A 14,213-nucleotide genomic window follows, 5' to 3' on the forward strand; every position below is an offset into this window, starting at 1 on the left:
ACCCTGTTCACTCAAGCCATTGTTCAATATCAAAAATCATATCTGTTTTTTTCAATTGATCATACATAGTTTCACCTTCTGATAACTGAGAAAACTTATATCTTAGATCTTCTGATTCCAGAGTATGCCATTCTTTTTGTTTTATTGAAGGAGCTGCTGTAGTTTTTGGAGGAGTCTTTGAGATAGGCGGTTTACACAGATCTAACGCAATTGGGACCAACTCTCTTGTATTTTTGCCTGGGTGCAACTCAAAAGCTCGTTTTGCGGAATCAGAAGCCGGCTGAGGTTCTATGTCACATGATTTTAGAATGTTGAACAAAAGCTCTTCCTTTTCGTCTCTATAAGAACTTCTTTCGGCTATATGGCTATCCTCCCTTTTGTGCTGGAGATGATTATTATCCCTTAATCCAAATAATTTCTTTTCAAAATTATGAAATTTAATATCTGAAAAGTGGATAATTTTTTCAGGGTCACCAGACCTCAATGCGTCCAGCATAGGATGAACCGGAGCCAACTCTTCATCATAGACCACTTTCATCATTTTTTCGTCTATACGTTCAATGCCTGTTGCAATTGCCCGAGCCTGACAAAGAATGAACAACTGCACTACAATTGCTAAAACACCTTGTGATAAGTCGTACCAGAGATTTTTAAGTTCAGTGCTAAGAACCTCTTCACGGTGATGCAGTAATTGATTTTTCCATAATGTGTTAGCAAAGTAAGTCCATTCACAATGCTTTTCCGATTCCCTCGGCTTCATATTTTCCCAAAACAACGCACCAAAGCCGGCACTGCGACGAGCAGACCTAAGATCCCTCATAAAAATTTCATTAGCCAAAGGAGTTCCTACTAGAAAGACTGGCAACCCAATAACATTTACAAGATTCACGAAGAAATTCATCATTTTACTCTCACCGCCAGACCGCTGAAGGCTCAAATGTTGTATTTCATCTATCACCAGTATGCCTATCGCATGAAGATTGGCAACTTGACTCATCAGACCAACCAGATCTTCTATACTGTGCCTTTTTAAAGCATATCTCTGTTCATAATTCGTTTGTAAAACAGCATCTACTCCACGAAAGAAATTGATACAGAGGCTTTTCAATGACCCATCAAAAGGACAATCTATTTTCAGATAAGGAATTTGTAGAAAATTGTGCTCTTCATGGAAAATACCCTGAGGGTAACCCGTAAAAATCTGTTTAAGGGATCTACTTTTCCCACAGCCAGAACATCCAACAAGAGAAGCGCTCAAAGCAGTAGACTCAGCTTTTTTAAACCGAAATGCCTCCCAGTCTCCCTTCATAATTCTTTCATAACCATTTTGCAGGTGGCTATTAAGTGATCCGTCCTGAAGGTTTCGCCCTTTATAACCTTGACGAATCATAACAGAAATTTTTTCTTCCAGCCTTATATGCTCAGCAAATGGCAAAAAGAACTTATCCACTATGGAAGCTATCCGGTCAACACGATTTGACCCGTCTTTAAAAATATCTTTGGACTCAAAGCTTACATTCTCCTCCAGTAACAAACCGACCTGTTCCTGATTCATTCTGCGAGGTAAAGCCTCTATAAAAGGATTTCCTCTATATTCAGGGACCCCAGTATCTCTATAGACGGCCGGCACAACACCTGGAGGAAGTGTCATTTAATCCTCCTTATCAAACTTCTTATTAATAAAGTTAGGATATTGATAGCTTGTCTCGTCTTCCTTAGATATAGGGATTACACGGGCAGAATCCCCTTTACGCTTCTTTGGTTTTACATATGATGCATTTTCACGCTCATTTTTAAGTGACTTTGCTCGATTTTCTCTAATACTCCCTATGCGTGTCTTTTTCGATTCGCCTTTTCTAGTAACAGTACCGCTCTTTGCGTCTTTTATAACTCCATCAATGTAATTCTCGAGTTCTCTTCTCTTTTTTTCTGAATTCAGCTTACTTTTAGCCAGTGTTTTTTTCTGTTCCTCCTTCAATTGCCAAACATCATAAAAAGAACATCCTGCAAACTCTCGACTCCTTGGTGTTAAGCTACAAATCCAATATTCGATGCTATTTGCCTCAGGAATCAAATAGATATTTTCAGCATTTCTTGGATCATAACGGACTTTTACTTTACCAGGCCTTTTGACCACTTTCGATCTATGCAGCCATCCTTGCTGAAGAATTTCTGAAGAAGTATAGTAAACCCCAAAAAGTTGCACTCCTTTCTCAGACACTGTTGCCAATGCATCTGGCATTAAGCTGACTTTCAATGCGTCTTCGGAAACAACCCTCAGCCGACCAGTTCGATTTGAGACGCCCCAATTCCACAGTGATAGCGGTGTCATTTCCAAATCCGGAGGAATATCAATATCTCGATCATATTTTGAAAGTGCCTTGTCGCAATTATGATACATAATCGATTCAATTATTATTCCAGTAAATTGGTGTAACGTGAATGTTGCATCTAAACGATAGTCTTTTCCTCCACGTTTTTTTATATTCGTCCCCAAAACAACACCAGGTGCAAACGGTTTGAATTCAGCCTGTAAGGTTTTAAATTTTCTCTCAACAATACCTTTTGCATCACCACGATAAGGTGGTGTATTTTCAATCCGAACTGAGAATACAGTTTCTAGAGCTTCGATCTGATGCCCAAACAATTCACCTCTGTCGGCTAGAATTGCGTCCGGAATACCAACCGTAGGCCACTCCTCAGCCAAGATTTCTATCCCAAGTGTTTTGCAGTACTCTACCTTATCCACCATTGCCATGGTAACAGCCTGCATTGCAGCAACATAGGATGGATTTTCCAAGCCGATATAAAACCCTGCAATCATCCTACTAAAAACATCAACGACCAGATAAATAACAGGACGTCCTATAATGTTCTGTCTTTCACTGTCTGATAAAAGATAAATATCTGCTATTGTTGCATCGATTTCATATCTGGAACCAGGACCGAGAACTTGAGTGTTTGCTGTAGATGTTAATGGTCGAACATCTTTATTATAATCAATGTTTGACAATCTCTTTTTTATACCGTCAGTAATGGAGTACTCCCGGTTATAAAAATGCATCATTTGGGAATAACTTGGTATTTCTGATTCCGCTATACCAGGATTCAAATTAACATAGAGAGATTTGAACTTACGATGTGCGTAACCAAAAGTATGTTGTTTCTTCGTAAGTATGTATCTGTCAATTGCTATACGGAACAGTCCTTCAATATGGTCGTCGATTATTGCACCAACACCGGGTGTATATTTCCGTGGTCTTCCAAGTTTCTTGTTTTTAGCTTCGCGTTTTTTCCCTTTTGCTCCAGACTTCCTATAATCGGGAATCAATGCGTTAGCGGTTTGTCCCCTTTGCCAATACCTTCGAATCAACCTCAACAAAGTTTGCTTGGTAGATTTTCCTTCAGCAACTATTTCCTCGATTAATGGCCCACGGACTTTTGGATGGAAAAATTGTGAATTAGTAACAATTGGTTTAATGAGCTGGAAATTATGGTCTCTTTTAACTTGTGATGTAGATCCCTCTTCCACTCTTAAAAAAGCTATATCTGAATTCGGGTCATCAATTCGAATTAGAGCTTCATCCAATATTGCTTGTGACAAAGTTTCAGTATTTTCGATGCAGGGAAAAGCTTTTTCATTATCAAGTTGAATCCATACGATTTCATCTTTAAGAATAGCTAATACCCGGTACCATTCTTTATCATATTGGAGAACTTCATTGACTCGAAACACGCCATGCCTCCTTTACTATCCCAACATCAGCAGCTTTCAAATCTGTTATTTTCAACTGCCGGACAGGTATATGCATATCAAAACTGAAGTACCCTTGGGCAATCAACTCTCTAATTTCCCGTAACGACTCTCCATTTAGCATATCGTAGGAAACATCTAGCTTTTTGCAGAGATTTATAATCGTATAATCTGGATTCTCATGAAATTGGTATACATAAAACTGAACACGATCTTCAATTTCACAAGCAGACAATTCGACCCTTTGAGCAGGATACAACCATTCAATATTCCTAAATGCTACAGAGGGTACCTCTTGCTCGGTCACAATCCACCAAGGTATGTTTTTACTCTTCCAATATAGGTTCTCTATCTCTATCTTTTCTACAGTTTTGGGAGATTGCAACGATTTAGAGTAAATTGCCTGGAGTGCAATTTTAGGAAAAGAGGAATTTATTGTGTCTATGAGAAAATCAGATGTTTGGATCTGGAAAGTCCCACCTGCAACCGGGTGCTTTATTTGAGCCTTTTCAGCAAGCGCGCATGTATCAGAAATACCCAGGGGGAAGTGTTCCCTTATGTCAACAGTTTCAGAATGCCACTCAGAAATTAAAAAGACAGCTAACTCTAGGTTAGAGGAAAGCTGGTGGGTTCGCCGCGTTTTATGGCCAAAAACCCTATGTACTTTACCGCCTGACGTAAAATCCCTAACGGTAAGCCAAGGTTTATACTCTTTACCATGGCCTTTACCACGACCTTCTTTAATCCATTTTTGTATTTTAGTTTTTGATAGTGAACGTTTCACAGCTCCATCCTAAGCAAAGTTTTCAGGATTACCATAAAACAACAGTTAGTTACATCTTTTGAATATAATGATGATTATAGCACAAAGAAACACATGCCGCTCCTTTTTTGCGCGAGGCAGCACTCACCAAATTATGTTAAGCGTTTAATATATACTTCTATCAAAATCTCATCTTGCAATCTCCCAATGGCAATAATCATCATTATTACCATTAGCCTACTAGCCCTCATTAGAGGACTAATCCTCCCTATTCAGCAGGATGTGACAAATATAAGAACTTGCATTTTTGAAACCCTGTTCTTCTGATTCAAATTTAATTTTCCGCCTCAAATCCTTCGGTATTGATAGGAGAAATTTCCCCATATCATCCTTTATAGATCCTTCATTTTTCCCCTCTTTTTTCAGAACCTCCTCAACATTTTCATAGAGATGCCCAACCAATACGACTTTTTTACCGCTATTCTGTTTTGACATGAACCAAGCCCTGCTAATTGTAAATCAATAAGTACAACACCTTGCCCCTATTTTGGGAGCACGCCAGTTCTATCTTACTTTGCTCCTAAAATGGGGTCAAGATAAGATGGAAAAGACAATTCATAGCAATACATACAAAGCCGTCCGTGACTGGCTTATCAAAATGCGTCACGAGCGCGGACTTACCCAGCGTGATCTTGCTGATCTACTTGGTGTTCCACACTCATGGGTGGGGAAGATTGAGGTCGGAGAAAGACGATTGGATCTTGTGGAGTATATAAGAGTGTGTAAAATTCTTAAGATTGATCCTCATGAGGGTATCGATATCGGCCTAAACAACATCGAATAGGCCCCCCCCATTTTGACTATGTGATTCTGCACCCAAATAATTCTCCTTTGATCTGGGTTCCATTCTCCATCAATATTTTTTTTACTTTATAGATATCTTTACTTGTCAATCGAGCCAATGAACGGCTTCCTCTTGAAAGTATCTCTACCGAAATAGGCGGTCTCGAGATTGAATCAGATGTTGAAAAAAATATGATTCCAAGACGTTTGACATTTATAGCGGAGCGAGTATCCGAAATGGTCGAGCTAGTGACGAACACGGCAGACATTTCTACATGCCTAGATATCTCTGCAAGTAAAACAAATCTAGAAGAGACCTAAGACAGATAAATGGCTAATTTTTGAATAGCACTTATCTACAAATTTAACTAACCTGGAAAAATATTCTCAATATGGAATTTTTGAGCAACCTAGCCCCTAAATAATTTGGGCTCCCTCTGATATAGTCTGGGCTATCGCTTTGGCGTTCATCTCTTGAATAATTTCTAACTTAAGATTGACCTCTTCATAATTTTCCAAAACAATTTGTTGTTGTTCACCTTTGAGTGTTTGGTTCTTCACGTCAAAACCAAACAATTTTTGAGCGTAAAAATAAAACGCTGCTTTGATGCTAAATTCTCTGCGCCCATCAATCATATCGTAGTCCAACTCGATACAAGATTTTTTCCCACCTTTTAATTTAGGATGTGCGGTTATTAGTAAACGGATATCAGTGTTCCAAGCATAATCAAGAGATTTACCAAAATCAGATTCGCACATATCGTATATTTTCAGCACTCTGCCAATATTGAAATCACAATAAATATTTTTTTTGTAACAAAACGCTCGAATATGCCAACGATTACCATCATGAGCCAACGAGTGGGGTGAAATCCATCTTTTTTGGGGAAGATCGCTAGACATTGACTGGTAAGATATTCTGATTGCACGTTTGTCTTTTATTGCAAGCACGATGCTTTTCAAAATTTCTCTATCAACGTACCTTCTTATTCTAGGCATTTCTTCATAATCAATGATCGTTCCACAAAAGAATTCACTTGACGGTCCTTTTCTCTTTAAATGTAACAGTCTCGTTAGGTAGTCTTCTGAAGTCGGTTCACCAAAGTGTGGTGTGAAATCCTTAGTAGCAACATACTGCTTGGCTTTAGTATCATAGTTAATATTATTTGGAGCCAAATTTGTGTACATTTTGATGTCTTTGGTAGCTTGTGGTGTAGATGTTCTAAAAAAATCCTCAAGATTTTTCCTACGAATACAACCTTCCCAAAAAAGCCTAGAATCAATAAACTTCAACCGCTTTTCCATTGCTAATTTCATACATTCTCCATCTTTTAACGACTACTACAATGTAGCCCGACACAAGACACTCTAAGCTTTTTAAATATATCAATCAACTGCATCATTGACATACTTTATATTCGGACTTATCTTTGTTTTTGTTCTATTAACATTCGGACTCTATGTCAAGAATAGTTTTTAATTGAGCGAATCGAACAAGGAGGGACATAAAGGCAGCTACTTATTTGAGACCGTAAAAAAACTTTAAAATAAACAACACCCTGCATAAGGAAAAAAAATGTCTCTTCAAACACAATATATAAAATTTGCAGATGCAATAGCACTCACTCGAAAAAGTGAAAATTACAGAGAAGCCCGTGAAAAAGACAACTTAATTACGCCGAAAGTTGAAGCAGCTTTCAAAGAAGAAGGTTACGAAATAAAACCAAACTTCCTTCAAGGATCTCTAGCCACAGATACTGGAATTATACCACTAGATGGTGACTATGACATTGATCGTGCCATAGTTATCACAAAGGAAAGTTCCCCCGACAACCCCGTTGACACTAAAAAGATTGTTAAACAAGTTCTTTCTGATCACGGTTTTAAAACACCAGTGATCAAAAAGCCTTGCGTTACCGCAAATTATAAAAACAAACCCATACACATTGATTACCCTATTTATCGCCTTGATAATTCCGAGAACTATGAATTAGCTGTAGGGAAGGAAAATTCTGACGAAAACAATAGGTCTTGGGACAGTGCTGATCCAAAAGGACTTCTAAACTGGATAAAATCTAACACGAATCATCAATCATTTCTGAGTTCTGAAGAACTAACTAGTAAAGAAAAATCACAATTTTATCGGCTCGTTCGGTATATCAAGCGATGGAGAGATGTTAAGTATGGATCGGAGAGCCAACGGAAGAAAGTGTTTTCAATTGCGCTTACTGTGATGTTCAAAGAGTCTTTCTGCCCAAACATTGATACTGAGAATGGGAAAGCTGATGATCATACAGCCCTGAAAGACACGCTTGATGTGATTTTGAATCACAAGGAATATTTTTTCTCAAATGATGCTGATAGCTACAGTATAGGTGTAAACCTCCCTGTCACACCCTACCAAGACATTTTTAACGAGAATAGTAAAACTGTTGGTACATTGTTAAGAAAACGCTTGAAGAGACTAGTTGATGTGCTGTTAGAAGTAGATGAAAAAGATAGTTTAAGGAAAAAAACTGAAATTTTAAATAAGCATTTTGGGAACGATTTCCCTATATTTGAAAATATAAAAAAGAAAGCAGCAAGTAAGCTAAGCACATTGTCAGCAACGAGCGGGCCAAGTTTGCTCCAAGCGGCGACATCACCAGGTAAAGAGAGTAACGCTGATTATTCTTTTTCTAATACCAAAAGAACTCCATTACAACCAAGGGGGTTTGCATGAGTTGGTGGATATTTCAGGCCAACCGAGCAAATACGGAGAGGGAGTCAATAACTGTACTCGAAGAACAATCACCCTGGTTGAGTAATGTTTGTTGGTCATTAGATGATGATCAGTTAATTGTGAGTTTTGATATAACATATGACGGTGAGGTATTTGAGCTCAAAATGTTGTACCCGCCTATCTTTCCAGATACTCCCCCTTTAGTCTATACCAGAAAAGAAGTAAGAATATCGGACCATCAGTATGGACCAACAGGTGAATTATGCCTCGAATATAGGTCAGACAACTGGGAAGAAACATTGGATGGCTCCAACATGATAGAAAGCGCTCATAGATTAATTCGTGGGGAAAGATCAACCGATGAAGGTTTGATTGAAATCAGAGATGGTCATAATGTATCTCTTGGGCAACTTTTCAGAAAGGAATCTCTAAGATTTCTTATAGACCCTGAGCAAGAAAAAATATTTAACGGTTTAACTCCTTATGCTCCGTATACCATAGAATTACGATCTAATTCTGTGCAAAAGATATACTCTACAAGAGTTGATAGTGTAAAAGATAAAGACACATTAGTCTGGAGGGACGATTTATCCATAAAACCAAATACATGGATCGACAAAGGGTTAATTATCTTTGATCCAGATGGAAAAATTGACACAACAAAAGAACTAGAGGAAATTGATAAAGACCTTGAAATATTTGTTTCTAAAAAAGGTGTCCTGTCAGGAGTTAAAAAGGGAAAAGACGTTAATTTGCTTGTTGGCTCTAATGAAAAGTGGTCATTAACTTGGTTTTACGAGAAGGAAGGCGAAATAAAAAGATTTCATTATAAAACGATTCAATCCCCTAGCCATCAGGAGAGACTACCTGCAACTTTTCAAAATCTCCAAGATAAGACTGTTGGGATTGTTGGGTGTGGGTCGGTGGGGTCGAAAGTTGCCGTAAGCTTAATCCGTTCGGGTTTGAACAATATTTTATTGATAGATGACGACATATTCTGGTCAGGGAATTTAGTCCGTAATGAACTGGACGGCTTAAATGTAGGATATCATAAGGTAGATTCACTTAAAGAGAGAATTGAGAGAATAAACCCTTCTGCAAAAGTAGAAATTCGTAAAGTTGCCTTTGGTGGACAAGAAAGTTCAGCTACAACTACGTCTGTTTACCAGAAACTTGGCAAATGCAATGCGATTATTGACGCAACAGCTAATGATAAAACATTCAGTCTTTGTGCTTCAATTTCTCAGAGGTATAAAATTCCATTAATCTGGTGCGCTGTTTATGCTGGTGGTGTCGGAGGATTAATCGCAAGAGCAATACCTGATATTGATCCTATTCCTCAACTGGCTAAAAAACAAATATATAAATGGTATGAAGAACAAAACACAGAATGGAACTTTGTAGGTCGTCAAGAAAATTACTCTGTATTGACTGACAATGAGTTACCAATGGTTGCAAGTGATGCTGATGTATCAGTCATTAGTTCACACGCGACCCGTTTCCTAATAGATTCATTATTAAATCCTGAAAATCCTCAGTTCCCATATTCTGCATATGTTATTGGCTTATCAAATGAATGGCTATTTGAGCAACCATTTGATACCAGACCAATCAAATTAAAACCTGCCGGGCAATGGGGAGAGCTAGAAAAAAATATCAATAAAGAAGAAATTATAAAATTACTAAAAGCAACGTCAAACGATGTCAGAATATGACGGTTAAAGTTACTCTCCCAAATGAAAAGACTATCGAATTCAAAAAAGCTTTACGCCGATCCGGTCGACGAGAAATGGGTGGAATTTTAATGGGAGAACAATTTGGTCCTAATAATTTTAAAATCGTTGATTTTACTATTGATGATAAAATCGGCAGTGAAGCACATTTTTGTAGAAATCCTGAAGAGCATTTAATAGCACTTGAACAATTCTTTGCTAAAACAAATCATGATTATTCGCGATACAATTACCTTGGGGAATGGCATTCTCATCCCACCTTTACAGTTGAGCCAAGCCTACAAGATATTATAGAAATGAATAAATTAGTTAGAGGAGAACCAAATATTCATTTTGCAGTCTTGTTGATTGTTAGGCTGAGATGGTATTTTAAATTGGATGCAGCCGCCACAATATACTCATCTTCAAATCCTGAAGAAGTTGAACTTTCTAGATGAAAAATTCTACATTATTAATGTACCACTAATTGCTCAAAAGGAGCTCACATTGACCTTTCACGAAGCTATGTTCATCCAGACGACTCATCCTACACTTGATGACATGGGACTTGTAGAAGCTCATCATAAATTAATATCTACAAATCTTGATTGGTCTAAAGTAGGCATATTCACTGACCAAGAAGCAGGAAGCCAAAAATCTGTTTTAACAATTCTTTTAGACAAGGAAATTGTAGCTGCGGTTTTTAGAGTCTGCCTTGAAACACCAGAGAAAACTCTTGAGGCCATAAACCTGTTTGTTAATGATGAAGAACCAAACATCATATTTCGAGTTTACCAAGGCGAATACTTTACTTTAGAAGAGATCCGATCATTACCAACATTGAATAAGTTATGGAAAATTACAAGTGCGCAATCGACAGAACTCAATCCAATACAACAGATTAGTGTCTATAAAAAAATATTTTCTGAGTTTCGAGAAAAAGGTCGTGGAAAGGACTTTAGTTCAGGTACCAAGCAAAAAGTTAACATGGATGCACATGGAAGATGTATGTACAGAGGGTGCGGACTTAATCTTAAGATAGATGGATTATCTGGTGAAGCAGGTAACTATGGCTACCTTGCACACAACGTCGCTTCTGCTGAACGAGGTCCAAGAGGAATACCTGGGATATCTGAAGAGCTTTCCGATAATCCATCGAATGTTCTATTGTTATGTGACAAACATCACAGGCTAATCGATAAAATAGCCGCAGTTGATTATCCTGCTCATCAACTGTCTAAAATGCGATTTGATTTTTGTAATACAGCTGCTCGCCTTCTCAATGCTCTATCATACGACCCTGTACCAGCTACTGCAGTTCTCTGGCCGGTTCAGCGAACTGTTATATCAGCTCCAAGTAATTTACAAATTAGCCAAAGCCTTGCTAAAAAGAAATGGAGATTGTCATCAACCTTAATCAGTCCATGTTCCGATAACGATTCCATATTTCGTAATTTGTCTCCTGACAAAATCCGCTCATTATGGCCAGACTTGATTGTTAATGCAGCAGAGAAGGTGATGTCTTGTATTGGTGACAACCAGTATCGATCTGCATTGTTTGCATTCGGGCCTATGCCCCAATTAATAGCTTTAGGTGCTAAATTAGGAAACAAACAAGAAATCATTCCAATGCTACGTTTCAGAGACGGCAATCAATGGATATGGCCTGCCGATAAACCTCAAGGGGCCTGTTATGATATAACGGGATTATCTGAATTAGGTGAAAATGAAAACGAAATAATTCTACTGTTAAATATAACAAATAAACCACCTCAGTTTGATTCTTTTGTGGCCCAAAAGGGGCTTAAAAAAGTAGAAATCACGGCTAATAACAATTCTATGGGCAATGGAGCAATAGGGCACCCGCATGATGGGATTGAGTTTATGGCAGATATTCAACGGCTTCTTCATAAGTTAAAAGACTCACATGGAGTGAAAACAGTCCATTTACTCCCGTGTGCATCAAATGCGGCTTGTGTCTTTTTCGGTAAAGCCTTCGATATCCATCATCCAGAACTTATTGTCTATGATTTCTCAAAAAAAGAGATGATACCTTTTCTAAAAATCACTAATAAAAAGACACAATGTGAAATAGAACTTGTTGACGTCTAGACAAAAGAGTGAAAAGCCATAAGATAATACTGGACTCCGAATTAGACCCATTATCCTTCATCCCGTATAGCTGGTGTTTGATTGTTGATATCATACAGGAAAAAACTAGAGAGTATATTTATACAATCAAACTTTATGATATCAACGGGGTGTTCGGTTTCAGGTCTATATGCTACTATTCTCCCGAATATGCCAATCTTCGAATGATAGATCTAGACCAGACTCTTTCCATCTTTTGACTAATCCAGCCGCGTTATCTATGTTTTCAGCAACAGCCTTTACCGCATCCAACCATTCTTTCAAACCTTGAACAATTTGGACATCTCCGGCTTCTAATTCGGAATGATAAACTAATCTTCGATTCTTATACGATCCCCTTGTAGATTCAAAATCATCACCAAAAATCATCTTTTCGATTATGACTGACACATCATCCTCTATTCCATCAGTCAATATTCGTACTAAACGACGACTAGACACACCTCCCAATTTATCTTTTAAAAGGTTACCTATTTTTTCAATATCATGGCCATTTCCAACCAGCCTTCTTTCTCTAATCTCATCCGCAGAAGTTAATGATGATTTTTCCCCTAACTTTTTTAATGAAACTTCAATAGATTGAAACAAAGCATTAACGAACTGAGGGACCATATCTGGATTATCATTGAGATACGTAACATCATCACCAAGTATACGCTCAGCAGCTTTGACATAAGATGTGTTGGTTGATTCGAAAATAGGCACGCCGCGCCCCCCTTCCCTAATTAAATGTTTACTAGACCCGTATGGCCCACTGCCTGACGGATGTGTTCACGATTCTCTAAAGTTGTGATACCAAGCAACACACCTTAGTGCTATAAGTGGTATATCTCACTGTCCAACCTTTAGTAAATAACGGTGAAATAACCTACCACCACGGGAATCCCCCCTCTTTAGAACGAAATTTATTCCAGTTAGGCATATTAATTGGTTATGTGTTTATATGTTTTGTGCTTGTAAAATAATATGCAACAATACCGCCAATAAGAGTAGAAGCAAAAGCTAGGACCTCTGTAAAATGAGGATTATTGGTGAATGCCAATAATGACAAAATTGTTAACATTACGAATACTATTCCCATCGCCAGTAGAGGTTTTGTTCTCTTGTTAATTCGTTCAGTAGTCGGCTCTGCTAACCCAAGACCGCCGCACGTTCCACATGTTAACCCAAAATACTCTTTTCCTTTTAATTCATGGTACTTGCTACAAGCAGCGCAACTTGCTTCGTTTGAACCATTCTTGCATGTACCGGTACCCGCACAATGTGCGCAGGGAAAAAGATTAGCTTTAATTTGTTCCATTTCCATCTCATCGTCCTTCTAAAACATCACAAGTGATCATGCAAAATTGCCCATCACCCTATAAATGTATTATATGCTGTAAAGACATTATCATTTACTGAAAATTCTCTTCTGCAAATGTCAACATTTTTCCACTAAACTTTGACAAAAGTTTAACCCCACACTCACATGACCAGCCCTCCTACGACTCAAGATCACTATCCAATAAACGTTGCCCCTTTTCTTTAACTGAGCCATCACCATTTACATAGTCATAGAGTGTCGTTGTCGTGATCCCAAGACTTTTGGCAACATTTGAGGAATTTGAATTCGGGTCAGTCATGGCGGCCATTGCCATCTTTAAAGTATCTTTTGTCATTTTTCGTGGTCTTCCACCCATACGGCCCCTAGCTCTTGCTGCAGCAAGGCCTGCCATAGTGCGTTCTCTTATTAATTCGGCCTCGAATTCAGCAAGTGCTGCAAAAACACCATAAATAAGACGACCATTAGCAGTCGTTGTATCGATTTCGGCTCCGGCCCCAGCAAGAACTTTCAAACCGACTGATCTTTTATTTAAATCTTCAACAATATCTATCAGGTGCTTTGTGCTCCGCCCTAAACGGTCTAGTTTCCAAATCAAAAGAGTGTTTCTAGGCTGCAATGCCTTCATACACTCTCTCAATCCTGGTCTGTCATCTTTTCGACCGGAAGCTAAGTCTTCATAGATTCGATGTTCATCAACTCCTGCAGCTAATAGCGCATCACGTTGTAAATCTAGTACTTGACTCCCATCATTTTTCGAAACTCTGATATATCCAATCAACATATCTACTCTCAGTACCAAAAAACTTAGTATCAGGCCAACAACCTGCCATTGTTTTTCTTATTGGGTTTTCTTGTCACCCTAACAACAATAATGTACCGTTTTCAAGTTAACAAGGAAAACGTTCGTTTTTCTGGTGAAGGAGGAGGTACTACGAAAACTGAAA

13 protein-coding genes are annotated in these 14,213 nt (G+C 38.2%); 5 read left to right on the top strand and 8 right to left on the bottom strand.

The annotated features are described in order from the left end of the window. Positions 1 to 7: 7 nt before the first annotated feature. From ACX6CI_RS09935 to ACX6CI_RS09950, 4 genes are all read right to left on the bottom strand, one after another. Positions 8 to 1,651: an AAA family ATPase gene (locus ACX6CI_RS09935; protein WP_458778006.1), complete on the bottom strand. Its 1,644-nt coding sequence runs from the start codon at positions 1,649 to 1,651 to the stop codon at positions 8 to 10. After that, on the bottom strand, positions 1,652 to 3,736 hold the full coding sequence (locus tag ACX6CI_RS09940) for a Mu transposase C-terminal domain-containing protein (RefSeq protein WP_458778007.1): 2,085 nt from the start codon (positions 3,734 to 3,736) through the stop codon (positions 1,652 to 1,654). Further along, on the bottom strand, positions 3,720 to 4,538 hold the full coding sequence (locus ACX6CI_RS09945) for a TnsA endonuclease C-terminal domain-containing protein (protein ID WP_458778008.1): 819 nt from the start codon (positions 4,536 to 4,538) through the stop codon (positions 3,720 to 3,722). The genes ACX6CI_RS09940 and ACX6CI_RS09945 overlap by 17 nt, the downstream gene beginning before the upstream one ends. A gap of 237 nt (positions 4,539 to 4,775) precedes the next feature. Further along, on the bottom strand, positions 4,776 to 5,012 hold the full coding sequence (locus tag ACX6CI_RS09950) for a hypothetical protein (protein ID WP_458778009.1): 237 nt from the start codon (positions 5,010 to 5,012) through the stop codon (positions 4,776 to 4,778). A 106-nt stretch (positions 5,013 to 5,118) separates the two neighbouring features. Here ACX6CI_RS09950 and ACX6CI_RS09955 point away from each other — a divergent pair, with 106 nt between their 5' ends. Continuing rightward, positions 5,119 to 5,361 carry a helix-turn-helix domain-containing protein gene (locus tag ACX6CI_RS09955; RefSeq protein ID WP_458778010.1) on the top strand — a complete coding sequence of 81 codons (243 nt, stop codon included), beginning with the start codon at positions 5,119 to 5,121 and terminating at the stop codon, positions 5,359 to 5,361. 416 nt (positions 5,362 to 5,777) lie between these two features. Here ACX6CI_RS09955 and ACX6CI_RS09960 read toward each other — a convergent pair whose 3' ends face one another. Further along, entirely contained in the window at positions 5,778 to 6,677 is a 900-nt protein-coding gene (locus ACX6CI_RS09960; RefSeq protein ID WP_458778011.1) for a WYL domain-containing protein, read from the bottom strand. A gap of 259 nt (positions 6,678 to 6,936) precedes the next feature. Between ACX6CI_RS09960 and ACX6CI_RS09965 the strand changes: the two genes are divergently transcribed. Genes ACX6CI_RS09965 through ACX6CI_RS09980 form a run of 4 tightly spaced genes read left to right on the top strand, consistent with a single transcriptional unit; the run spans position 6,937 to position 11,906 of the window. Next, the gene (locus ACX6CI_RS09965) at positions 6,937 to 8,082 is read left to right on the top strand and encodes a cyclic GMP-AMP synthase DncV-like nucleotidyltransferase (protein ID WP_458778012.1); all 1,146 of its coding nucleotides are present in this window, start codon (positions 6,937 to 6,939) and stop codon (positions 8,080 to 8,082) included. Further along, complete coding sequence (locus ACX6CI_RS09970; RefSeq protein ID WP_458778013.1) at positions 8,079 to 9,797, top strand: ThiF family adenylyltransferase; 1,719 nt, start codon at positions 8,079 to 8,081, stop codon at positions 9,795 to 9,797. The genes ACX6CI_RS09965 and ACX6CI_RS09970 overlap by 4 nt, the downstream gene beginning before the upstream one ends. Next, positions 9,794 to 10,252: a Mov34/MPN/PAD-1 family protein gene (locus ACX6CI_RS09975; RefSeq protein ID WP_458778014.1), complete on the top strand. Its 459-nt coding sequence runs from the start codon at positions 9,794 to 9,796 to the stop codon at positions 10,250 to 10,252. The genes ACX6CI_RS09970 and ACX6CI_RS09975 overlap by 4 nt, the downstream gene beginning before the upstream one ends. Positions 10,253 to 10,301: 49 nt before the next feature. After that, positions 10,302 to 11,906, top strand: coding sequence for an SAVED domain-containing protein (locus ACX6CI_RS09980; RefSeq protein WP_458778015.1), 1,605 nt, complete (start codon positions 10,302 to 10,304; stop codon positions 11,904 to 11,906). 165 nt (positions 11,907 to 12,071) lie between these two features. Here the strand turns inward: ACX6CI_RS09980 and ACX6CI_RS09985 are convergent, their stop codons facing one another. From ACX6CI_RS09985 to ACX6CI_RS09995, 3 genes are all read right to left on the bottom strand, one after another. Further along, positions 12,072 to 12,650, bottom strand: a complete 579-nt coding sequence (locus tag ACX6CI_RS09985) for a hypothetical protein (RefSeq protein WP_458778016.1) — start codon at positions 12,648 to 12,650, stop codon at positions 12,072 to 12,074. Positions 12,651 to 12,876: 226 nt separating this feature from the next. Then, positions 12,877 to 13,251 carry a molecular chaperone DnaJ gene (locus ACX6CI_RS09990; protein ID WP_458778017.1) on the bottom strand — a complete coding sequence of 125 codons (375 nt, stop codon included), beginning with the start codon at positions 13,249 to 13,251 and terminating at the stop codon, positions 12,877 to 12,879. A gap of 175 nt (positions 13,252 to 13,426) precedes the next feature. Next, positions 13,427 to 14,050: a recombinase family protein gene (locus ACX6CI_RS09995; protein ID WP_458778018.1), complete on the bottom strand. Its 624-nt coding sequence runs from the start codon at positions 14,048 to 14,050 to the stop codon at positions 13,427 to 13,429. Between the last annotated feature and the right edge of the window lie 163 nt (positions 14,051 to 14,213).

The sequence above is a fragment of the Desulforhopalus glucosivorans genome (assembly GCF_054397165.1).

What these genes read in the sequence shown, in the direction of transcription:
- ACX6CI_RS09935 (WP_458778006.1), bottom strand. Translation starts at nt 1,651, where the DNA reads ATGACACTTCCTCCAGGTGTTGTGCCGGCCGTCTATAGAGATACTGGG.
- ACX6CI_RS09950 (WP_458778009.1), bottom strand. Translation starts at nt 5,012, where the DNA reads ATGTCAAAACAGAATAGCGGTAAAAAAGTCGTATTGGTTGGGCATCTC.
- ACX6CI_RS09955 (WP_458778010.1), top strand. Translation starts at nt 5,119, where the DNA reads ATGGAAAAGACAATTCATAGCAATACATACAAAGCCGTCCGTGACTGG.
- ACX6CI_RS09960 (WP_458778011.1), bottom strand. Translation starts at nt 6,677, where the DNA reads ATGAAATTAGCAATGGAAAAGCGGTTGAAGTTTATTGATTCTAGGCTT.
- ACX6CI_RS09965 (WP_458778012.1), top strand. Translation starts at nt 6,937, where the DNA reads ATGTCTCTTCAAACACAATATATAAAATTTGCAGATGCAATAGCACTC.
- ACX6CI_RS09970 (WP_458778013.1), top strand. Translation starts at nt 8,079, where the DNA reads ATGAGTTGGTGGATATTTCAGGCCAACCGAGCAAATACGGAGAGGGAG.
- ACX6CI_RS09975 (WP_458778014.1), top strand. Translation starts at nt 9,794, where the DNA reads ATGACGGTTAAAGTTACTCTCCCAAATGAAAAGACTATCGAATTCAAA.
- ACX6CI_RS09990 (WP_458778017.1), bottom strand. Translation starts at nt 13,251, where the DNA reads ATGGAAATGGAACAAATTAAAGCTAATCTTTTTCCCTGCGCACATTGT.
- ACX6CI_RS09995 (WP_458778018.1), bottom strand. Translation starts at nt 14,050, where the DNA reads ATGTTGATTGGATATATCAGAGTTTCGAAAAATGATGGGAGTCAAGTA.